The 21,071-nt window shown below is 70.1% G+C and carries 21 protein-coding genes and 1 tRNA gene; 16 read left to right on the top strand and 6 right to left on the bottom strand.

Features of this window, described 5'->3' with window-relative positions; translation table 11 throughout:
* The first annotated feature begins 230 nt into the window (after window positions 1-230).
* The 4 genes from IFT89_RS11650 (at window position 231) to IFT89_RS11635 (ending at window position 1,469) form a co-directional block, all read left to right on the top strand.
* Window positions 231-304 (top strand) — tRNA-Leu (locus IFT89_RS11650).
* 36 nt (window positions 305-340) lie between these two features.
* Window positions 341-556 (top strand): histone-like nucleoid-structuring protein Lsr2, encoded by a 216-nt coding sequence (locus IFT89_RS11645; RefSeq protein WP_064296464.1) that lies wholly within the window; start codon window positions 341-343, stop codon window positions 554-556.
* A gap of 71 nt (window positions 557-627) precedes the next feature.
* Window positions 628-882 carry a hypothetical protein gene (locus tag IFT89_RS11640; protein ID WP_138946673.1) on the top strand — a complete coding sequence of 85 codons (255 nt, stop codon included), beginning with the start codon at window positions 628-630 and terminating at the stop codon, window positions 880-882.
* Window positions 883-1,157: 275 nt separating this feature from the next.
* Window positions 1,158-1,469 (top strand): rhodanese-like domain-containing protein, encoded by a 312-nt coding sequence (locus IFT89_RS11635; protein WP_064296463.1) that lies wholly within the window; start codon window positions 1,158-1,160, stop codon window positions 1,467-1,469.
* Window positions 1,470-1,503: 34 nt separating this feature from the next.
* Here the strand turns inward: IFT89_RS11635 and IFT89_RS11630 are convergent, their stop codons facing one another.
* Window positions 1,504-3,699 (bottom strand): hypothetical protein, encoded by a 2,196-nt coding sequence (locus IFT89_RS11630; RefSeq protein ID WP_202939042.1) that lies wholly within the window; start codon window positions 3,697-3,699, stop codon window positions 1,504-1,506.
* Between the two features lie 197 nt (window positions 3,700-3,896).
* On the opposite strand from IFT89_RS11630, the gene IFT89_RS11625 reads away from it, so the two are divergent.
* The 6 genes from IFT89_RS11625 (at window position 3,897) to IFT89_RS11600 (ending at window position 9,938) form a co-directional block, all read left to right on the top strand.
* Window positions 3,897-4,526 carry a TetR/AcrR family transcriptional regulator gene (locus tag IFT89_RS11625; RefSeq protein ID WP_202939041.1) on the top strand — a complete coding sequence of 210 codons (630 nt, stop codon included), beginning with the start codon at window positions 3,897-3,899 and terminating at the stop codon, window positions 4,524-4,526.
* Complete coding sequence (locus IFT89_RS11620; RefSeq protein ID WP_202939040.1) at window positions 4,523-5,779, top strand: MFS transporter; 1,257 nt, start codon at window positions 4,523-4,525, stop codon at window positions 5,777-5,779. Before IFT89_RS11625 ends, IFT89_RS11620 begins: the two co-directional genes overlap by 4 nt.
* Window positions 5,779-7,023 carry an alanine racemase gene (locus tag IFT89_RS11615; RefSeq protein WP_124768974.1) on the top strand — a complete coding sequence of 415 codons (1,245 nt, stop codon included), beginning with the start codon at window positions 5,779-5,781 and terminating at the stop codon, window positions 7,021-7,023. The genes IFT89_RS11620 and IFT89_RS11615 overlap by 1 nt, the downstream gene beginning before the upstream one ends.
* Window positions 7,023-8,333 (top strand): D-arabinono-1,4-lactone oxidase, encoded by a 1,311-nt coding sequence (locus IFT89_RS11610; protein ID WP_202939039.1) that lies wholly within the window; start codon window positions 7,023-7,025, stop codon window positions 8,331-8,333. Before IFT89_RS11615 ends, IFT89_RS11610 begins: the two co-directional genes overlap by 1 nt.
* 134 nt (window positions 8,334-8,467) lie before the next feature.
* Window positions 8,468-9,034 carry a LemA family protein gene (locus tag IFT89_RS11605; protein WP_086473700.1) on the top strand — a complete coding sequence of 189 codons (567 nt, stop codon included), beginning with the start codon at window positions 8,468-8,470 and terminating at the stop codon, window positions 9,032-9,034.
* A gap of 19 nt (window positions 9,035-9,053) precedes the next feature.
* The gene (locus IFT89_RS11600) at window positions 9,054-9,938 is read left to right on the top strand and encodes a M48 family metalloprotease (RefSeq protein WP_079002033.1); all 885 of its coding nucleotides are present in this window, start codon (window positions 9,054-9,056) and stop codon (window positions 9,936-9,938) included.
* A 79-nt stretch (window positions 9,939-10,017) separates the two neighbouring features.
* Here the strand turns inward: IFT89_RS11600 and IFT89_RS11595 are convergent, their stop codons facing one another.
* Window positions 10,018-11,544: a proline-rich domain-containing protein gene (locus IFT89_RS11595; RefSeq protein WP_202939038.1), complete on the bottom strand. Its 1,527-nt coding sequence runs from the start codon at window positions 11,542-11,544 to the stop codon at window positions 10,018-10,020.
* A 38-nt stretch (window positions 11,545-11,582) separates the two neighbouring features.
* Complete coding sequence (locus tag IFT89_RS11590) at window positions 11,583-12,929, bottom strand: winged helix-turn-helix domain-containing protein (RefSeq protein ID WP_137241991.1); 1,347 nt, start codon at window positions 12,927-12,929, stop codon at window positions 11,583-11,585.
* 109 nt (window positions 12,930-13,038) lie between these two features.
* Here IFT89_RS11590 and IFT89_RS11585 point away from each other — a divergent pair, with 109 nt between their 5' ends.
* Together IFT89_RS11585 and ilvA are read left to right on the top strand one after the other, a co-directional pair.
* Window positions 13,039-14,361 (top strand): AI-2E family transporter, encoded by a 1,323-nt coding sequence (locus IFT89_RS11585; RefSeq protein WP_202939037.1) that lies wholly within the window; start codon window positions 13,039-13,041, stop codon window positions 14,359-14,361.
* A complete protein-coding gene (gene ilvA, locus IFT89_RS11580; protein ID WP_137241989.1) occupies window positions 14,358-15,614 on the top strand; it encodes a threonine ammonia-lyase in 1,257 nt (418 codons plus the stop codon). Before IFT89_RS11585 ends, ilvA begins: the two co-directional genes overlap by 4 nt.
* A gap of 85 nt (window positions 15,615-15,699) precedes the next feature.
* Here ilvA and greA read toward each other — a convergent pair whose 3' ends face one another.
* Both greA and IFT89_RS11570 read right to left on the bottom strand, forming a co-directional pair.
* Window positions 15,700-16,191, bottom strand: a complete 492-nt coding sequence (greA, locus tag IFT89_RS11575; protein WP_229938696.1) for a transcription elongation factor GreA — start codon at window positions 16,189-16,191, stop codon at window positions 15,700-15,702.
* Between the two features lie 156 nt (window positions 16,192-16,347).
* The gene (locus IFT89_RS11570) at window positions 16,348-16,782 is read right to left on the bottom strand and encodes a DUF4307 domain-containing protein (protein ID WP_158596544.1); all 435 of its coding nucleotides are present in this window, start codon (window positions 16,780-16,782) and stop codon (window positions 16,348-16,350) included.
* A 168-nt stretch (window positions 16,783-16,950) separates the two neighbouring features.
* On the opposite strand from IFT89_RS11570, the gene mca reads away from it, so the two are divergent.
* Both mca and IFT89_RS11560 read left to right on the top strand, forming a co-directional pair.
* A complete protein-coding gene (mca, locus tag IFT89_RS11565; RefSeq protein ID WP_202939036.1) occupies window positions 16,951-17,826 on the top strand; it encodes a mycothiol conjugate amidase Mca in 876 nt (291 codons plus the stop codon).
* Window positions 17,823-18,146 (top strand): hypothetical protein, encoded by a 324-nt coding sequence (locus IFT89_RS11560; RefSeq protein ID WP_228498154.1) that lies wholly within the window; start codon window positions 17,823-17,825, stop codon window positions 18,144-18,146. Before mca ends, IFT89_RS11560 begins: the two co-directional genes overlap by 4 nt.
* A gap of 43 nt (window positions 18,147-18,189) precedes the next feature.
* Here the strand turns inward: IFT89_RS11560 and trhA are convergent, their stop codons facing one another.
* Window positions 18,190-18,906, bottom strand: coding sequence for a PAQR family membrane homeostasis protein TrhA (trhA, locus tag IFT89_RS11555; RefSeq protein ID WP_202939035.1), 717 nt, complete (start codon window positions 18,904-18,906; stop codon window positions 18,190-18,192).
* 73 nt (window positions 18,907-18,979) lie between these two features.
* Between trhA and IFT89_RS11550 the strand changes: the two genes are divergently transcribed.
* The gene (locus IFT89_RS11550) at window positions 18,980-19,762 is read left to right on the top strand and encodes an isoprenyl transferase (RefSeq protein WP_202939034.1); all 783 of its coding nucleotides are present in this window, start codon (window positions 18,980-18,982) and stop codon (window positions 19,760-19,762) included.
* A complete protein-coding gene (locus IFT89_RS11545; RefSeq protein ID WP_202939033.1) occupies window positions 19,759-20,925 on the top strand; it encodes an aminotransferase class V-fold PLP-dependent enzyme in 1,167 nt (388 codons plus the stop codon). Before IFT89_RS11550 ends, IFT89_RS11545 begins: the two co-directional genes overlap by 4 nt.
* The last annotated feature ends 146 nt before the right edge of the window (window positions 20,926-21,071 follow it).

The raw sequence follows: 21,071 nt of genomic DNA, 5'->3' as shown, positions 1-21,071 counted from the left end.
CCGAGGCCGCAGCGCCAGCCGCCGAGGCGCCTGCCGCCGAGGCTCCTGCCGGCACCGGCGCCCCGACCGGTGCCGACGACGAGCAGGCCTACGCGACGCCCGCTGAGGAAGTCAGCGCGAACAAGTAGTCCGGTCCGGAGCCCAGCTCCGTTCCTCGAGAGGCGCATGTCATCCGGTCCGCCGGGGCATGCGCCTCTCGGCGTTCGGCGCCTCGATACGATGAGGTGCACGCCCCCGTAGCCCAATTGGCAGAGGCAGGCGACTTAAAATCGCCGCAGTGTGGGTTCGAACCCCACCGGGGGTACGACGCGTACCGCCTCCCGCATGGAAGGATGGACGCATGGCTACCCGCACGATCACGACGCTCGTCGACGACCTCGACGGTTCCGACATCCCACGCGGGCTGGGGGAGACGGTCCGGTTCGGTATCGACGGCGAGAACTACGAGATCGACCTGACCGACGACAACGCGGCGGCACTGCGCGAGACGCTGGCGTCGTACGTCGAGGCCGCGCGACCCGTCATCGCGTCGGCATCGCTCCGCCGCCTGCACTGAGCGGTCTGCACGTTCGCCTCGATCCTGCAAGGGTCCCTGCCGGGCGTGGCAGCGCGACTAGCGTGCTCAGCATGAGTACTCCGAGCGACCACGACCACGCACTGAACGACGATGAGCAGACGAGCAAGGACCGCACGTACAGCCCCTCCAGCGAGGCGGAGACTGCGGCCAAGCAGGACGACGGGCAGCCCGTCGTCCGCGATCCAGACATCGCCTCCGGCATGATCAACGTCGCCCCCGGGACCGGTGGTCCGGACGACACCGGCGACGTCGACGTCGACCCGGGTGAGCTCCACATCCCTCGCGACCCCGACAGCGCGCACTGAGACAACGATGCCTCGGGCGTTGACCCCTGAACGGGGTGCACAAAACGGACGACGCGAACGCGACACGGCGGTGTTGCGTCACGCAAGGTGCCTCGAGTCCGCTACCTTCGAGGTGGGGGCGTCACCCGTGAGCCGGTCCCGGAAGCCGCAAGCTTCTTGGTCGACCGGTTGCTAGACGCCTCAAGTGAGGGCGAGGTATTCGGGTTACCTCGCCCTCACGCTTGCCCGCCGCATCTTCCGGCCCGGCCGCACGTCCTCGACGGTAGGCTGAAACGATGCAGGAGATCACCCCCACCGAACTGAGCAAGCTCGAGCAGGCCGTCATCATCGACGTCCGCGAAGCCGACGAGGTCGCCGTCGCCAGCGTGCCCGGTGCCCGACACCTGCCGATGTCATCCTTCCTCGACCACCTCGACGAGGTGCCCCGCGAAGAGACCGTGTACGTCATGTGCCATTCCGGCGGCCGCAGTGCCCGCGTCACGGGTTACCTCGAACAGCAGGGCTACGACGCCGTGAACGTCACCGGGGGTATCTCCGAGTGGGCCGCCAGCGGCCTGCCGGTCGAGCGTCCCGCCGACGCCGGCTGAGGTCTGATCGGGCCAACCGGCCGTCGAGCGTCGTTCAGCGCGCGTCGATGAGCGGCCGGAGGTGGCGGTTCCAGGCCCACGTCCCAGCGCCGACGGCCGCGAAGGCGAGCGACCCCAGCAGGAGCCCGACGAGCGTGTCACCCACACCCGGAACCGTCGCAGTCGGTCCCAGGAGCCCGAACAGCAGCGTGAAGCCCACGAACGCGCTGCCGAGCCACACCGCCCTCGACCAGGCGAGGATGGCGCGCCCACCGAGCGGCCCGAGGGGGAGGAGCGCGATCGACGCGGATCCGATCCCCGCGATCGCGGTCAGGTTCACTGCCTCGACGAGCATCGCGCCCACGCCGCCGCTCGGCTCGCCGGCCAGCGCCGACACGAGCCAAGCGATCGAACCGAGCCCGGCGGCAGCAGCGATCCGGGCCAGCGCGAGGCGGCCCGCGATGCGTGGCGTGATGGCATCGGAATCGGTCTCCGCCGAGGCTGTCGAGCCGGCCTCATGCGTTTCGGGTCTCCGTGTCGGCCGGAGTTCGGTCAGCAGGGCGAAGAGCAGAGCCGGCTGCAGGGCCAGGAGGCGTGAGAGCGCGGTGACGATGCCCACCGTCACCAGGCCGCCGGCACGGACGCTGACGCGCATCGACCCCAGCCCGGCTCGGCGGGCGACGACGAGCTGCGCGAGGAGGCCCACGACGTTGATCGCGACCACGGCGATGAGCGAGGCGAACCACAGCCGGAGATACGCCGGCTGGCCGCTCACGGGGTGCGCGAACATGAGGATGCCTGCCGCGAGCACGGCGGTCACGACGGCCATCGCCGTGCGACTCGGGAGTGGGACGGACGGGACCCGCTCGAACTCGTCCCTCGGTCGGTTGCGCCCGGTCACCGCTGCACGACGACGGTCGGCGATCGTGGCGCGCCAGGGGGCGATGGAGGTCGCGAGGAGTCGGGCCGGGATCGCGATGAGCGCCACCGCAGCGAGGGCGAGGAGGGCGGCGAGCCACCAGACCGGCTGGCCGCGGCCGTCGATCGTGGAGGCGAGGGTCTGCGTGAACGGTGTCGTCCCCGACCAGAGCCCGCCACCGCCGCTGGGTGGGGCGGCGCCGGGCACCGGTTCGCCGCTGGGCGACGGGGTCGGCTGCTGCGTTCCCGGAGCGGGTGCCCCGGGCGCGGGCGCGGGCTCGGTGCCGTCGGACGGCGATGGGGAGGCGGACGGTGCCGGCGTGGCGGGCGTGGCCGATGCGTCGCCGAACGTCAGGGTGATCGCCCTACTCGCCCCGCTCGTGTTGCCCGCGGCATCCTGCTGGATCGCCAGGACGACGTGCGCGCCCGCCGGCACGCCACCGCCCGAGCAGCTCCAGGCGCCACCGGTGACGACCGCCGTGCAGACCGACGTCGAGTCGGCGAAGACCGTGACGGTCGCGCCCTCCTCGCCGGTGCCGGCGTAGCTCGCCGCCGAGATCGGCATCGCCTGTCCGGCCGTCGGTGAGGACATCACGGGCGGAGCCGGAGCGTCGCGGTCGATGGTGAGCACGATCGGAGCGGACGCGTCGGAGCGCTGATTGCCGCTGAACGACGCCTGCTGCGTCGCCGTCACGGACAGGTCGCCGGTCGGCAGCGGCTCGCCCAGCACGCAGAACCAGCTTCCGGAGCTGTCCGCCGCGAAACTGCAGGTGGCACCGGAGTCGGCGCGGACCGTCACCGTCGCCCCGGGGTAGGCGGTGCCGCGGACGCCGCCGTTGCTCGGCGTCCCCTCGGTGATGGTCGGCGGGCCGAGCGCGGACACGGAGATCTGTGCAGAGAGCGTCTCCGGGACGCCGACCTCGACGGCGGTGATGAGCAGGCCGCCGCCGTCGGGCAGGTCGATCGAGCAGGACCAGTCGGTGCTGTCGTCCTGCGGCAGGATGCAGACCGGCTCGAGACCGTCGCCGACCTGCAGCTGGACACCCGTGCCGGCGTCCTTCGTCCCGGTGACCGTGGTGCCGCCGCTGCCGATGAAGGAACCGGAATCGGGACTCGTGATGGTCGGCCCGTCGAGCGGCGGTGGGGTCGGCGCCGCAGCGCTCTCGCTCGGGGAGGGGAGCGGTTCGGGCGTCGCCGATGCGGGGCCCGCGACGGTCGTCGTCCAGAGTCCGGCCGAGAGGAAGACGGCGAGGAGGATCGCGACGCGTCCGATCGAGCGATTCGATCGGACTCCTGTTCCTGCGCGCGCGTGTTCCCCGGTCACCGTCTCCATTCCCCCAAGATCACCGCGGGAAGTCAACCTCCCGCGCCAGATCGGGTCACATTCTCGGCCGATCCGCTCAGGAAAACCGTCGCGACAGGTGCGCTCCGACCGGTGGTCCGCCATACTGGCGCGACTGGGTCATCCGTCCCAGTCGGGTCGACCGCGATGGAGCGGCACGACCCGCAGGCGCCCCGGGAAGGGTTGCGATGCCGAGGATCTCCGTTGTCGACCGACGAGCCGAGCTGATCAGCGCCGCCCTCCGCGTCGTCGCAGCCGAGGGCGTCGCCGCCGCCACGACCAGGGCCATCGTGGCCGAGGCCGGGATGTCGCTGGCCAGCTTCCACTACGCCTTCGCCTCCCGAGACGAGCTCCTCGCCGAACTGGTGGCACACGTCGTCGAGCATGAACGCGTCGTCCTCGACGTCGGCGAGCTGCTGACGGACGAGGAGGCCACTCAGGAGCATTCGCCCACCCTCGAGGCCGTCGTCCGTGCCGGCCTCCAACGCTACGTCGACCTCCTCCGCGCCGATCCGGCTCGGGAGGCGGCGATGCAGGAGCTCAGCGCCTACGCGATGCGGACGCCGGGCCTCGAGCACCTCGCGCTCGAGCAGTACCGACGGTACGAGGAGCTCGCGCGTGAGTCGCTCGCGCTCGCCGCCAGGGTCAGCGGCAGCACCTGGACGCAGCCCGTCGACGAGATCGCGCGGACCGTCATCGCCTTCACCGACGGGCTGACACTCGGCTGGCTGGTGCGACGGGACGATGCCGAAGCCAGGCGACTCGTCGGGACGGTGGCGCACCTCGTCGCAACCCTCGCCGAACCGGGGCAGAGATGAGCGGCCTCGGCACCGCGGCCGTCGACCACCCGGCCGACCGACGGGTCACCGGGCGCTGGGTCGCCGCCTTCGCGGTCGCCTGGCTGGGCGTCTGGATGGCCCAGCTCGCCCCGTTGCAGCTCCTCCTGCCCGCGCAGATCGACGCGACGCTCGCTCCCGAACACTGGGTGGACAGCGTCGTCGCATTCGGTGTCGTCGCCGGGGCGGCCGGACTCTGCTCCATCGTCGTGTATCCGCTGACGGGCGCCCTGTCCGACCGCACACGGTCGCGGTTCGGGAGACGCCGACCGTGGATCGCAGCTGGTGCGCTCGTCTTCGCCCTGGGGCTCGTCCTCCTCGGACTCCAGACCGGCATCGTCGGCATCGGCGTCTGCTGGTGCCTCGCCATCATCGGCTTCTGCATCCTCGGAGCGGCGCTCACCGCGACCATCTCCGATCAGGTGCCCGTGGGGCAGCGCGGCTTCGTCTCGGGGTGGATCTCCGCTCCGCAGGCTGTCGGGGTCATCCTCGGCATCGCCCTCCTGCTCCTGCTCGGCACCCAGATGGTCGTGGGGTACCTGGCGCTCGCCGTCCTCCTGTTCGTGCTCGTCGTGCCCTTCCTCCGGCTGCCCGATCCACTCCCGATGGGTGATCGACCCGTGCCACTCACCGTTCACGCGCTCCTGGAGAGCCTCTGGATCTCACCGCGACGCCATCCCGACTTCGCCTGGACCATGCTCAGCCGCGTCCTCGTGAACCTCGGCAACGCCTTCAGCACCTCGCTGCTGTTCTACTTCCTACTCTTCGGGCTGGGGGACGCCGACGCCGAGACCGACCTCCTGCTGGTCACGGTCGTCTACACGGTGTTCGTCGTCGGGTCCTCGATCCTGCTCGGCCGGCTGTCCGACCGCATCGGACGACGACGCGTCTTCGTCGTCGCGGCCTCCGTCTCACAGGCGCTCGCCGCACTCCTGCTCGCGATCTGGCCCTCGCTGCCGATGGGGTTCGTGTCGGCAGCGCTCATCGGGCTCGGCTACGGCTGTTTCATGTCGGTCGACCAGGCGCTCGCGACGCAGGTCCTGCCGGACCCGGCGTCGCACGGCAAGGACCTCGGCATCATGAACATCGCCCAGGCGGTGCCGCAGGCGGTCGCTCCGCTCATCGGCGCCTGCCTCGTCGCCTGGCTCGGCGGATTCGCCGGCCTCTACCTCGTCTCCGCGGCCTGCGCCGTCGCAGGGGCGGTCGCTGTCACCCGAGTACGAGGAGTGCGCTGATGAGCATCGAACTGACCGCCGGCGGCCGGGTGTCCGACCCGATGCCCTGGCTCGACCCGAGACGGTACTGGGGCGGCATCGAGCGGGCCGTCTCGGACGTCGACTCGCCCGTCGCCGTCCTGCAGCTCGGAGCCCTCCGCCACAACACGCACGACATGCTCCGACGGGCCGCGGGGAAACCGATCCGCGTCGCCAGCAAGTCCATCCGCGTCCGGGCGGTGATCGACGCGCTCCTCAGACAACCCGGGTACGCCGGCGTGCTGGCCTACTCCCTGTCCGAGGCGCTCTGGTTGTCCGAGACGGTGGACGACATCGTGGTCGGCTACCCGACGGCGGAGCGGGGCGCCATCGCGCGGCTGGCAGCCGACGAACGGGCGGCCTCGCGGATCACCCTCATGATCGACTCCCTCGACCACCTCGACCTCGTCGACGCGGTGACACCTCCGGAGCGACGTGCACGCATCCGCGTGTGCATCGAGCTCGACGCCTCGTTCCGCGCGCCCGCCCTCGGCCACGTCGGTGTCCGCCGCTCGCCCCTGCGCACGCCGGACGAGGTCCGGGCTCTCGCGGAGGCGGTCGTCGCCCGACCCGGTTTCAGCCTGGTCGGGATCATGGCCTACGAGGCGCAGATCGCCGGGCAGGGGGACGACCTCGCGGGTCGACCGGCGTGGTCGGCTGCGCTCCGCGCGATCCAGCGGCGCTCGTGGGCCGAACTCCGGGAACGTCGTGCCGCCGTGGTCGCGGAGGTCCGAGCGGTCGCGGAGCTGGAGTTCGTCAACGGCGGCGGGACGGGATCCCTGGAGCTCACCGCGTCCGACGACTCGGTGACCGAGATCGCGGCGGGGAGCGGTGTCTTCGGCGGACACCTCTTCGACCACTACCGGGCGTTCACCCCGGCACCGGCAGCGGCGTTCGGTCTGTCGGTCGTCCGGAAGCCGTCGCCGGAGCTCGCGACGATCCTCGGCGGCGGATGGGTCGCCTCCGGTCCGCCAGGGCTCGACCGCCTCCCGCTCATCGCGTGGCCGGAGGGCCTCGAGATGCTCCCGCGGGAGATGGCCGGCGAGGTGCAGACGCCGGTCTCCGGGGCTGCGGCGGCGTCGCTCCGGCTCGGTGACCGCGTCTGGTTGCGGCACACGAAGTCCGGGGAGCTCAGCGAACGGGTGGACGCCTTCCACGTGGTCGGGGACGACGGGGTGGAGGCCGTCCTGCCGACGTACCGCGGCGAAGGGCAGGGGTTCGTGTGATGGGAAAGACGACAGCGTGGACGAACTGGGCGCGGACCGAGCGGGCGTGGCCCGTGCGGGTCGAGCGGCCCGACTCGGTCGGTGCAGTGCAGCGCCTCGTGCGTGCCGCGGCGGGGGCGGGCCTCCCGATCAAGGCCGTCGGAGCCGGACACAGCTTCACCGGGATCGCCGTGGCGCCCGGTGTGCTGCTCGAGCTCGACGCCCTGAGCGGTCTGGTCCGGGTCGATCGGGAACGTGGCCGGGTGACCCTCCGCGCAGGCACACGCCTCCACGACATCCCGCGCCTCCTCGAACCGTTCGGTCTCGCCATGCCGAACCTCGGCGACATCGACCGGCAGTCCGTCGCCGGCGCGATCTCCACCGGCACACACGGGACCGGGTCGGCGTTCGGCGGCATCGCGACGCAGGTCGTCGGGGTGACGATGGTGACGGCGGACGGCGAGCTGCTGACGTCGGACGCCGAGCAGGAGGCAGGGCTCCTCCCAGCGCTGGCGCTCGGGCTCGGCGCGCTCGGGATCCTCGTCGAGGTCACGCTGCAGTGCGTCCCGGCGTTCGTTCTGCACGCGGTGGAACGGCCGGAGTCGCTCGACGATCTGCTGCCCACGCTGCTCGACCGTGCCGCCGCCGTCGACCACTTCGAGTTCTACTGGTTCCCGCACACCGCGACCGCCCTGACCAAGACGAACCACCGGCTGCCGGGTGACGCGCCCACCAGACCACTCCGCCCGGTCGCGAAGTGGGTCGACGACACGCTCCTCGCCAACGGGGTCTACCGGGTCCTCTGCAACACGGGCGCCGTCGCGCCGGCCATCGTCCCGCGCGTGAACCGGCTCGCGGACCGCCTCGTCGGCGATCGCGAGTTCACCGACCGGTCGACGCGGGTGTTCACCTCCAGCCGCACGGTGCGGTTCGTGGAGATGGAGTACGCGGTGCCGCTCGAGCACCTCCCGACCGCGTTCGCCCGGATCCGCGCGCTCATCGAGGAGCGGGGGTGGCGGATCTCCTTCCCCATCGAGGTCCGGGTCGCAGCGGCCGACGAGCTGTGGCTCTCCACAGCATCGGGACGAGCGACCGGATACGTCGCCGTGCACCGCTTCTTCCGCGAGGACCCGGGGGAGTACTTCCGCGCCGTCGAGGCGATCATGATCGAGTTGGGCGGTCGGCCCCACTGGGGCAAACTGCACGGCCGTGACGCGTCGTCCCTGCGTGGTGCCTATCCTCGGTTCGACGAATTCGTCCGCCTCCGCGACCGCCTCGACCCCGGCCGCCTGTTCGGGAACCGGTACCTCGCCCGCGTCCTCGGGGAATGACGGCCCGCCGAGTGTCCGATGCGTCCGCGCTGCACGCCTGCTGCGTGCTTCCTCCGAACTCCCCAAGGGCACCGGCGGGTCGCAGGTAGAATGAGCAGACCTGCTCTCCATCGACTCACAAGGAGCCCATCCTCATGGAATGGCTGATCCCAGTCCTCATCGTCGTCGCCCTGGTCCTCATCGTCGGCATCTACTTCTGGGTGACGTACAACTCGCTCGTGACGCTGAACGTGCGGGTCGAGGAAGCCTGGAGCGACATCACCGTCCAGCTGAAGCGACGCGCCGACCTCATCCCGAACCTCATCGAGGCGGTCAAGGGGTATGCGGCGCACGAGAAGGCCGTGTTCGAGAACGTGACGAAGGCTCGTGCCGAGACGCTCACCGCGCAGGGGCCGGCGGCCGTGAGTGAGGCCGAGACCCACATGCAGCAGGCGCTGAAGAGCATCTTCGCCGTCGCGGAGGCCTACCCGCAGCTGCAAGCGAGCCAGAACTTCCTCCAGCTCCAGTCCGAGATCGTCGACACCGAGGACAAGATCCAGGCCTCGCGCCGCTTCTACAACGGCGGTGTCCGGGAGCTGAACACCAAGGTCAAGGTGTTCCCGAACAACCTGTTCGCCAAGGGCCTCGGCTTCTCGGAGCACGACTTCTTCGAGGTCACCGACAACGCGGCGATCGCCGAACCGCCGCGCGTCCAGTTCTGACGTGCGGTAGCGCAGTCCCATGTACCGCGCCATCGCCAGGAACAAGCTCAACACGGTCCTGATCTTCGTCGTCTTCCTGGTCATCATCGGCGGCCTCGGTTGGCTCGCGGGGTATCTCTACCAGAACCTGACGATCACGATCGTGGTGCTCGTCGTGGCCGTCGTGTACGCGGTGATCCAGTACTTCTTCGCCGGACGGCAAGCCATCGCGATGACCGGAGCGCAGCGCATCGAGCTGGCCGACAACCCGAGGCTGTACCGCATCGTCGAGAACCTCGCGATCACGACCGGGACGCCGATGCCCGAGGTGTACCTCATCGCCGACCCGGCGCCCAACGCCTTCGCGACGGGTCGCGACCCCCAGCATGCGATGGTGGCCGCGACGACCGGCCTCCTCGAGATCCTCAACGACGCCGAGCTGGAGGGGGTCATGGCCCACGAACTCGGTCACGTCCGCAACTACGACATCCGCGTGTCCATGGTCGTCTTCGGGCTCGTCGTCGCGATCGGGTTCCTCTCCGACATGCTCCTCCGGATGACGATCTGGGGTGGCGGCAACCGGAACAACAACAACGGCGGCAACCCCGTCATGCTCATCATCGGCATCGTGGCGATGCTCGTGGCACCGCTGCTCGCGACGCTCGTCCAGCTGTCCATCTCACGTCAGCGCGAGTACCTCGCCGACGCGACGGGCGCCCTCACGACCCGTCACCCGGAAGCGCTCGCGAGCGCACTGGGGAAGCTCGCCGCCTACGGTCGACCGATGGCGAAGCAGAACTCGTCCATGGCGCACCTCTGGATCTCCGACCCGTTGAAGCCCGGCGCGGTGGCCCGCTTGTTCAGCACCCACCCGCCGCTCGTCGAACGGATCAAGCGCCTGAGCACCATCGGCGGCGGCTTCTAGGCGAGGGCCTCCGGCCTCGGACACACGAATGGGGCGGCACCCGGAGGTGCCGCCCCATTCGGCGTTCAGGCGAGAACCGTTACTCGGTCTGCTCGTCGGAGTCGAACGTCACCGTGACCTTGTCGTCGGCGTCGATCGTGATCTTGCCGGGGAAGTTCAGGTACGTGTCCCACACCTGCTGACCCGCCACGGCGCTGCCGTACCAGGAGGCGTCGAACGAGCCGTCGATCCGGCCGTCCGAGGTGTAGAAGTACGAACCGCTCTCATCGACCTCGACGGTCGGGGGAGAGGTGAGCGTCCAGGTCACCGGGCCGACACTCGTGAACTGCTTCTGCTGCCAGTCCGGCATGACGCCACAGGTGGTGTCGAGCGTGGTGGCGTCGAGGCACTTCTCGATCATCGCGACGACCTGCTTCGTGACCTCGGTCGTGAGTGCCTCGGTGGCGGTCACGTCGATGTCGATGAAGGCCGAACCCTCGCCGGCGCTGTACGAGCTCAGCGTGATGGTCTGGGCATCGCCCTGCAGGAACTTGCTCTCCGGCGGTGCGACCGTGTAGATGGCCGGGTAGGCGAACAGGCTCTCGTCGGACGCGCCGTCGAAGTTGACGCCGTTGACGCTGAACGCCGTGCCACCGAGACCGGTGTAGACGTTGATGCTGCCGACGAGGGAGCTGGCGAGCTTCCACTGGTCGAAGAACGGGAACTGCTTGCCTTCGCTCTCGAGCGTGACCGAGTCCTCGTACTTCTTGCCACCGAGCTCGTACGTGACCTGCACGCGTGCTTCGCCGTTGCGGTTGTAGACGCGGCCGACCTCAGGGTTCTTGATGCGCTCGTCGGCGCCCTTCAGGACCTCGTTGGTGAGCAGAGCGGTCGGCTTGACGGCGGCCGGAGCCTCGGCTTCGGCGTCCGCATCCGGATCGGCCGACGCGGACGGATCCGGGGTCGCCTCGGGCTCTGCGGACTCCTCAGGCGCTGCGGACTCGTCGTCGGTGCTGCCGACGATCGAGGGGTCCGGTGCGACGAGGCTCGTCGCGAGCTTCGCGTCGCCGGCGGCGATGGCCTTGAGGTATTCCTCGACCTTCGCCTGCGGGCCGAACGCCGTGGTGTTCAGCACGCTGATGGTGATGGCGGCGGCGGCGATGAGCACGAGTGCGCCACCGGCGATCGACGACCACAGGATGATCCGCTTCTTCTGCTTCGGGTCCATCGGCTGCTTCGGAGCACCGGTCGCGTACGGGTTCTGCGCCGTCGCGTACTGGCCGTTGGGCTGCTGGCCCTGCTGGCCCTGCTGGTACGGGTTCTGGGCGCCGGTCTGCTGACCGGTCTGCTGACCGTAGGGAGCCGGGGGTGCCTGGTTCGGCGTCTGCTGCTGCCCGGACTGGTACGGGTTCTGCTGGCCCTGCTGACCCTGCTGGTACGGGTTCGGGGTCTGCTGCTGTCCGGACTGGTACGGGTTCGGCGTCTGCTGCTGGCCGGACTGGTACGGGTTGGGCTGCTGCTGACCCTGCTGGTACGAGGGCTGCTGGTCACCCTGGGACGGCTGGTTCTGCTGCTCGCCCGGGTTCGGTCGGCCTGGTTGCTGTGGTGTGGTGTCGTCGTTGCTCATGGGCGGGTTCCCCTCGTTTCGGACCATGAAGGTGCTCATCAACTTAGCAGTCGGTGTGCATCCCCTGAGAGTGATTGCGCCTCCTGAGCATGGGGAGTAGTACCCATCTCCGACGCGCGCGAGCCGGGGAGGAGCCGGGTACCGACCGCATGCGCGAGGGGCGCCGCCAGCGTCCCGCGGTCGACAACGACCACCGCGTCGAGTCCCTGCCAGCGGGCCGTCTGTGCGAGGAGCTCCGCGAGGCGTCCCGCGATCGCGTCGTCGGCGACGGGACGAAGCCCTCTGGCGACGGCATCCTGGTGTCCACGCTCGAACCAGGCGGACTGGACCCGCAGGACCCCGGCCTGGCGGTCGCTCTTGAGATCGACGCGCGCGACGATCTCGCCGTCGACGAGGACCGGTAGCACGTAGTAGCCGTAAACGCGCTTGGGCTCCGGCGTGTAGATCTCGATCCGGTAGTGGAGTCCGAACATGCGGAGGGCGCGTTCACGGAACCAGACGACCGGGTCGAACGGGCTGAGCAGCGCGGCCCCTTCGATCCGTCGCGGCCGTCGGGCGTCGCGGTGCAGCCACGCCTCCTGCGGGCCACCGCGTCGGTCCCAGCCGGCCACGGTCACGGGTTCGATGACACCGGCGTCCACGAGCTCGTCGACCGCTCGGCGGACGGCGGTCTGCGGCTTGATCCGGAAGTAGTCCGCGAGGTCCGCGACGGTCGCGACGCCCTGCGCTGCCGCGGCCTGCTCGACGAGCGCACGGATCGCGTCGGGCCGGGCGACCTCGAGGTCGAGGAGGTGCTGCGGCAGCACCTGCTCGGCCAGCGCGTACCGGCGTTCGAACCGGTCGCGACCGGCCGTGACCACCTCGCCATAGAGGAACAGGACCTCCAACGCCCGTTTCACATCGGACCAGCCCCACCATGGTCCGCGGCGGACGTTCGCATCGTGCTCGATCTCGCTCGCCTTCAGCGGCCCCTCGACGCGCAGGAGTGCTCGCACCCAGTCCAACATCTCCGTGTTCTGGCTCGCCCAGGTGGTCTCGTCGCCGGCATGCTTCGCGCGGTGCGCGTCCATCCGCCACCGGAACAGCGGCCACGAGTCGCGGGGGATGAAGGCGGCTTCATGCGCCCAGTACTCGAGGTACGGTGCGTCGGCTCCGAGGGTGAGTCGATCGAGCAGTGTCTTGTCGTACCCGCCGAGCCTTGCGAACAACGGCAGGTAGTGACTGCGCTCGAACACGTTGACGGAGTCGATCTGCAGGAGACCCAGGCGATCGATCGTCGAGCGCAGGGTGCGGGTACCCGCCGGGGTCGAGCGCTGCGGGGCGCCGAGACCCTGCGCACCGAGCGCGACCCGTCGGGCGAGGGCGGGGGAGAGGGAAGCGGACACGGCCCGACGCTAGCACCGGCATCGGACACCACCGTGCACCGGCGGAACCGACGCCGCCCACCGGTGTCCGCATGCGCTCACCGGCATGTGCCAGCCATACACTTGAGCAATGGCGGACGACACTCCGAAGACCTGGTGGGGACGCTTCCTTCCCGAAGCGGCCTCGCCCGTGCGCGAACCGGACCTGAGCGGGTCGAGCAGCGTCCCGCGCGGGATGCGCGTGGCCGCAGCGTGGTCCTGGCGGATCCTGCTGGTGGCCGCGGTCGTCGCGCTGCTCGTCTTCCTCGTCGTGCAGCTCCGCCTCATCGTGATCCCGCTGCTGATCTCCGTCCTGATCTCGGCGCTCCTGAAGCCTCTCGTCGACGTCCTGGTGCGGCACCGCTGGCCGAAGGGCCTCGCCATCGCGCTCGCGATGGTCGGCACGCTCTCCGTGGTGAGCGGACTGATCTTCCTCGCCATCTCGCAGATCACCTCGCAGTTCGCCTCCGTGCAGGCCCGCACCATGACCGCCTACGGCGACTTCAAGGCCTTCCTGCTCGCCAGCCCGCTGCACGTGACCGAGACACAGCTCAACGACTTCATCGCCCAGGCGTTCGACTCGCTCCAGCAGGACAGCCAGGTCCTGCTCTCAGGCGCCCTGTCGATCGGTTCGACGCTCGGCCATGTCGCGACGGGCGTCTTCCTGACGCTTTTCTGTCTGCTGTTCATGCTCATCGACGGACGGACGATCTGGCGTTGGACGGTGCGCGTCTTCCCGCAGCGGGCACGCCCCGCCGTCGACAGCGCCGGTCGCGCAGGGTGGCGGACGCTCGGCAATTACGTCCGCACGCAGATCCTCGTGGCCTCGATCGACGCGGTCGGTATCGGACTCGGCGCGTTCTTCCTGGGCGTCCCGCTCGCGATCCCGGTGGCCGTGCTCGTCTTCCTCGGCTCGTTCGTGCCGATCGTCGGCGCCGTGGTGACCGGCGCCGTCGCCGTCTTCCTCGCGCTCGTCTACAACGGTCCCGTCATCGCGCTGCTCATGCTCGGCGTCGTGCTCCTCGTCCAGCAGCTCGAGGGGCACGTCCTGCAGCCGCTCATCATGGGTACGGCCGTCAAGGTCCACCCGCTCGCCGTCGTCCTCGCCGTCGCGGGCGGCACGCTCGTCGCCGGCATCCCCGGCGCCCTGTTCGCGGTGCCCGTGGTGGCCGTGATCAACGTGATGGTCCACACCATCGCCAGCGGCACCTGGCGGACCGGCGGCAGTGCTCCGCCGGAACCGGACGCCGACGGCGCCATCTGGCAGACCGTCCCGACCCCCAGGCGAATCCGTCCGGGCTCCCGCTCGTCCCACGAGCCGCAGGATCGCCCAAGCGATCAGGAGCCCCAGCACCCCAGCGAAGACCTCCGAGAGACCTCGTCCCCAGAAAGTCCAGGACCCCGCACACCATGACCGATACAACGACCACCACCCCCGTGTTCCCCGGCCCGTCGCTCGCCGCGTTCGAGCGAGCCAGGGACACCCTCGTCGGCACCGTCCAGCGCACGCCGATGGAGAGCTCCCGCTACCTCGCCGACGTCCTCGGCGTGCCCGTGCACCTCAAGTGCGAGAACCTCCAGCGGACCGGCTCCTACAAGATCCGCGGCGCGTACAACCGCATGTCCAGCCTGACCCCCGAGGAGCGGGCGCGCGGCGTCGTCGCCGCCTCGGCGGGCAACCACGCGCAGGGTGTCGCCTTCGCCGCCCGTGAGCTCGGCATCACCGCGACCATCTTCATGCCGGTCGGCGTCCCGCTCCCGAAGCTCGCCGCCACGCGCGACTACGGTGCGCACGTCATCCTGCGCGGCCACACGGTGGCGGAACCGCTGATCGCGGCCGCCGAGTTCGCCGCGGAGACCGGTGCCATCCTCATCCCGCCGTTCGACCACCCGGACGTCATCACCGGGCAGGGCACGCTCGGGCTCGAGATCCTCGAGGAGGTCCCCGACGTCGAGACCGTGATCGTGCCGATCGGCGGCGGCGGGCTCATCTCGGGTGTCGCGGGGGTCATGAAGCAGCGAGCGGCCCTCGAAGGACGCACCATCCGTGTGATCGGCGTCCAGGCGGCGAACGCGGCCGCGTACCCGGCGTCGCTGGAAGCCGGAACCCCGACGACCATCACCGTGCAGCCGACCATCGCCGACGGCATCGCCGTGGCCCGTCCCGGTGTGCTCAACTTCGAGATGATCAGCGCCCTCGTCGACGAGGTCGTCACCGTCAGCGAGGACGACCTCGCCCGGGCGATCGTCGTCCTCCTCGAGCGCGCCAAGCTCGTCGTCGAACCTGCCGGAGCCGCCGGTGTCGCGGCGATCCTGGCCGGGAAGATCGAGCCGACCGGCACGACGGTCACCATCCTCTCCGGCGGCAACATCGACCCGCTCCTGCTGCAGCGGGTCGTCAGCCACGGCCTCGCGGCGTCGGACCGCTACCTGACGCTGCGCATCCCGCTGCCCGACCGACCGGGGCAGCTCGCACGGACGGCGGAGCTCGTCGCGCAGGCCAACGCGAACGTCATCGAGGTGCTGCACACCCGGCACGGCCACGGCCTGCAGATCAGCGACGTCGAACTCGAACTCAGCATCGAGACGCGCGGGCCCGACCACCGCGACCTCGTCGTGCAGACGCTCCGCGAGGCGGGGTACGACCCGCAGATCGTCGACGACTGATCCGACTGCCGGAACGCAGCAGGGCCCCGCCGTGTCGGCGGGGCCCTGCTGCGTCTGGTCGGTCGCGAAGGCGCGACCTACTGGATCAGGAACCGGTGTAGGTCTCCACCGCGCTGATCGACACGGTGATCTCCTTGCCGTTCGGCGCCTCGTAGGTGGTCTTCTCGCCGATCTTCAGACCGAGGATGGCGGCACCGAGCGGGCTGCCCTCGCTGTAGACGTCGAGGTCGGTGTTGCCGGCGATCTCGCGGCTGCCGAGGAGGAACCGCTCCTCGCCGCCCGCGACGACGGCCGTGATGACGGTGCCGGACTCCACGACACCACTGGACTGCGGTGCCTCGCTCACCTTGGCGTCGCGCAGCATCTGCGTGAGCGTCCGGATGCGGGCCTCCTGCTTGCCCTGCTCGTCCTTCGCGGCGTGGTAGCCGCCGTTCTCCTTGAGGTCGCCCTCTTCGCGAGCCGCTTCGATGCGCTTGGCGATCTCCTCGCGGCCCGTCGTGCTGAGGTGCTCGAGTTCCGCCTGCAGCCGGTCGAAGGCCTGCTGGGTGAGGAACGTCTCCTGGATCTGCTCGGACACGATGGAACTCCTTTGCATGGTGGGTCCGCACACGACGGCCGAAACGCCCGTCATATGCCAGACGCCCCGGCGGAATGCCGGGGCGTATGAAGTACTGCCTTCGAGTATCGCACGATCGGCGCGCGAGTGCGGTGCACGCGCCGACGCCGTCGCGGGTCAGGAGCGGTGCTCGACCACCCAGCAGGTGTCGACGACGCCGGTGTTGCTGAGCTCCGTGGTGCGGACGCTCTCCGTGAAGGTGCGGGTGCGCTGCTCGGACGGCGGCAGCTCGACGACCTTCCATCCGACGACCGCGAACTGCTCGTTGAGCGCCTGGACCGAGCAGGCCATGGGGGTGTCCTGCGGGCCGGTGACCTCGAAGGACACGCTGACCATCGTGTCGTCGACGATCTCGTGCGCCGTGTTGCGCGACTCGATGCTCGGGCGACTGCCGTCGAGACCGGCCCACACGACCCACGCGATGAAGACGACGGCGAACGCTGCGGCGGCCAGCCAGATCAGGCGGCGGTCGCGGGCACGGTTGCCAGGGGTGCGTCCGTATCGCGCCGCGATGGCGTCCTGAGGGCCGGCATCCTGCAGGGGAGAGGTCACGTCACGGGCTCCGGTTCGAACGGTTAAGCTGGACCAGGAGTGCGAGACGCCTCGAGGTCGACACCTCAAGCGTATTGCCTCTTCCTGGATGCGGAGTCCCGACCGCGTCGTCACGTCACGAGTCGCGAAGCGGTCCCCTCGCGCAGACCAGCCGGAAGGCGGAGCACCATGACCATGAGACTGCTCGCCGTGCACGCGCACCCCGACGACGAGTCGAGCAAGGGGGCGGCGACCCTCGCGCACTACCGGAGCCTCGGCGCCGAGGTCATGGTCGTCAGCTGCACGGGTGGTGAACGCGGCGACCTCCAGAACCCCGGGCTCGCCGACGTCGCGATGATCGAGCGCGACCTCCCCGGCTACCGTCGCCTCGAGATGGCCGCGGCGCAGGAGATCCTCGACATCGAGCACCGGTGGCTCGGCTATCAGGACAGCGGGATGGCCCGCGACGACGGTACGGTCCCACCCGCGAGCTTCGCCGACATCCCCCTCGAGGTCTCGACCGGTGTGCTCGTGCGCATCGTCCGCTCCTTCCGGCCGCAGGTCATCATCACCTACGACGAGAACGGGGGCTACCCGCACCCCGACCACATCCGGTGCCACGAGGTGAGCGTCGCCGCGTTCGAAGCGGCGGCCGATTCCACGCGCTATCCCGAAGCGGGCGAGCCCTGGCGCGTCGACAAGCTGTACTACGACCGCTCGTTCAGCCCCGCCCGGCTCGAGGCCGTGTACGCCTACCTGCTGGAGCACCACCCCGACGACCCGGCGGTCGAGCGACTGGCCGAGATGCGCGAGTGGATGGCCGGCCGGCCCGATCTCGCGACGACGCACGTGCGCGTCGGCGACTTCTTCGAGGCGCGCGACGCCGCGCTCCGGGCGCACGGCAGCCAGGTGCCGCCAGACTCACCGTTCTTCTTCTGGCCCAACGACGTCCTCCGTGCCGCATGGCCGTTCGAGGACTACCAACTGGTCACGTCGCACGTCGCGTCGACCACCCCAGAGTCGGAGCTGTTCGACGGCATCGACACCAGCGAAGGAACCGCATGATGCACCACCTGTTCACCGAGGTCCTGTTGGCGGTCACGCCGTCGCCGTCGCCCTCGCCGGCGTTCGACGAGAACCAGGTGACGCCGGGACCGTGGGGCTTCGTGATCACCTTCGCCATCGCCGGCATCGTCGTCTTCCTCGTCATCGACATGGTGCGTCGCGTGCGCCGGGTCAACTACCGCGCGGAGATCGACGAGCGGCTCCAGGCCGAGGTCGCCGAGCGGGCAGCCGCGGACCGCGCGGGGAGCGACGCCGGCAAGGCGGCCCCCGCAGGCGTCGAGGACGACCCTCGCCCGCCGTCGGACCAGTCGGCCCGCTGACACCACCACCGCGACGCCTCGCCGCTCGCGGGGTCGCGGGCCGTCAGCGGTTGTAGACCGGGTCGATCGCGATCAGCAGGATCCCGGACCAGTGGCAGAGGAACGCGAGCACCGTGCACAGGTGGAAGAGCTCGTGGAACCCGAACCGCCCCGGCCAGGGGTTCGGTCGCTTCATGGCGTACATGACCGCGCCGACCGTGTAGAACAGGCCACCGGCGGCGACGAGCACCATCGTGGCGAAGTTGCCGCGGGCGATATCGCCGAGGTACGCGACCGCACCCCACCCGAGTGCCAGGTAGAGCGGGACGTAAAGCCACCGCGGGGCGTTGATCCAGAACACGCGGAAGCCGATGCCGAGGAGCGCGCCGCCCCAGACGAGCACGAGCAAAAGGTTGCCCTGCGCCGGTGGCAGCGCGAGCACGGCGAGCGGCGTGTAGGTGCCGGCGATCAACAGGAAGATGTTGGCGTGGTCGATCCGCTTGAGGAGGAGCTTGACCGAGGGGCGCCAGGAGAACCGGTGGTACAACGCCGAGTTCCCGAAGAGCAGCATCGAGGTGAGCACGAACACCGTCGAACTCCACTTGGCGGCCGCGCCCTGTGCGAGCACGACGAGGACGATCCCGGCGACGATCGAGATGGGGAAGATCCCGGCGTGCAGCCATCCGCGCCAGGTCGGTTTGACCTCCTCCGGTGCGGCGGCATCGTCGGCGGCGACCTCGAGCAACGGCAGCTTCGGCAGCTCGGGATCTCCACTCGTCATGGGTCCAGGATACGGGGTGGTACGGAACCCGTACTGGGAGCGATGCAGGAAACTGCACTAGCGTTGCAGGGTGATGACGAGGCATTCCGCACCGGTGGACGGCTTCCTGTACGGCGTCTACGCACGGCGCCTCCGGAAGGCGCTCACACCGCAGACGCTGCCGCACCATGTCGCGATGATCATCGACGGCAACCGGCGGTGGGCCAAGCAGCTCGGGTACGACACCGCGGCGCACGGCCACCGGGCCGGTGCGGCGAAGATGCGCGAGTTCCTGGCCTGGTGCGACGACCTCGGCATCGGCGTCGTCACCCTGTACCTGCTGTCGAGCGACAACCTGGTGAACCGCGCGCCGGACGAGCTGGACGACCTCGTCGACATCATCGCCGACCTCGCCGAGGGGCTGTCGCACTACCGTGACTGGCGCGTCAAGCACGTCGGTTCGAGCGACGGCCTCCCGGAGTCGTTGCGCACGGCGTTGACGAGCGCGGAGGAGCGCACGGCAGACCGTTCCGGCATGCACATCAACCTCGCGGTCGGCTACGGCGGTCGCACCGAGATCGTGGACGCGATGCGCGCGATCGTCGCCAAGCACCACCTCGAGGGTCGGAGCCTGGAAGACCTCGCGGCGCTGCTCACCCCCGACCTCATCGGTGAGCACCTCTACACGGGAGGCCAGCCCGACCCCGACCTCGTCATCCGCACCAGCGGCGAACAACGGATGAGCGACTTCATGCTCTGGCAGAGCGCCCACAGCGAGTTCTACTTCGTCGAGGCGCTCGGGCCCGACCTCCGCGAGGTCGACTTCCTCCGCGCCCTCCGCGACTTCTCCAGACGGCAGCGACGGTTCGGCGGATGAGCCGGTCCACGCCCGCCTCGGAGTCGGACGAGCCGGAGACGGCGTCCCGGTTGGAGACCTTCCAAGCGGGATTCGGTGAGGTCGACGGCTATCTCAACTACGGCAGTGTGGGTCCATTGGCCGCGTCCGTCGTCCTCGAGGCCGCCCGCTGGAACGACGTGCTCGCGAGCGCGACCCCCGGCACGCTCGGCGCGGTCGACGGGCAAGACGAGCGGATGCGGACCGCCGTCGGGACGCTCACCGGGTTCCGAGCCGACCAGGTCGTCGCCCAACCCAACACCTCGCAGGGCCTCATGCACGCGATGTTCGGCCTGAGCGGCACGGTCCTGCTCTCCCGCCTGGAATACCCCACGCTGCCGCTCGCCGCGGAGCGGGCCGCCGAGCACCGGCACCTGCTCACGCCGAGATGGCTCGAGACGCGACGCGGACACGTGACGGCCGAGAGCGTGCGCGAGCAGCTGGACGACACCGTCACCGCCGTGGCCGTGAGCCTCGTCGACTACCGCACCGGATACGTCTGCGACCTCGAAGCCGTCCGCGAGGTGATCGGCGACCGCCTCCTGATCGTCGACGCCATCCAGGGCTTCGGTGTGGTCGACGCCCCCTACGCCGTCGCCGACGTGGTCGCCTCGGGCGGGCAGAAGTGGATGCGGGCGGGCTGGGGCACCGGGTTCCTCGCCCTGAGCGACCGCGCCGTCGAGCGACTCGAGCCGGTCTTCTCCGGCGTGACCGGCACCGACGAGCCCTGGCCGTTCAGTGCGACCCCTTCGCCTAGCCGATCGGCGCGCGCGTACTCGATCACCAGGCCCGACCCGCTGGCGGCGGCGCGGTTCGCGGCGTCGCTGGAAGACACGGTCGCCGTGGGGACCGCGACGGTCCACGCCGCGATCGCCGAGCTCACGGCCGAGGTGATCGAGCTCGCGGACGAGTTCGGCGTCGCGGTGGTCTCCTCGCGAGACGAGCACGAACGCGCGGGCATCGTCGTCCTGGAGCCGGAGGAGTCCGTCCTCGACACACTGTGGACCTCGCTCGAGAACCACGGCGTCACCGCGACCATCCGCGCCGGGGCCGTGCGGCTCAGCGTGCACGCCGGTACCAGCCGGCAGACGCTGGACCAGCTGCGCGGTGCGCTGCTGTCGTTCGCGACGGCCGCGAGCTACTGAGCCGCCGTCCGACCACCGGCGGGCCAGGAGACGGCCCCCATCTGTTCACCTCCCCGTAACAGGACACGGGGCGTGTCGTCGCGTCGATGTCGGCGGCCGGACGTACGTTCATCTCATCGGGCATGGAGCCCGGTCGAGACGGCCAC

The sequence above is a fragment of the Plantibacter sp. CFBP 13570 genome (assembly GCF_014841395.1).
Classification (GTDB): Bacteria; Actinomycetota; Actinomycetes; order Actinomycetales; family Microbacteriaceae; genus Plantibacter; species Plantibacter auratus.
This window is presented reverse-complemented; position numbering and strand designations above follow the sequence as displayed.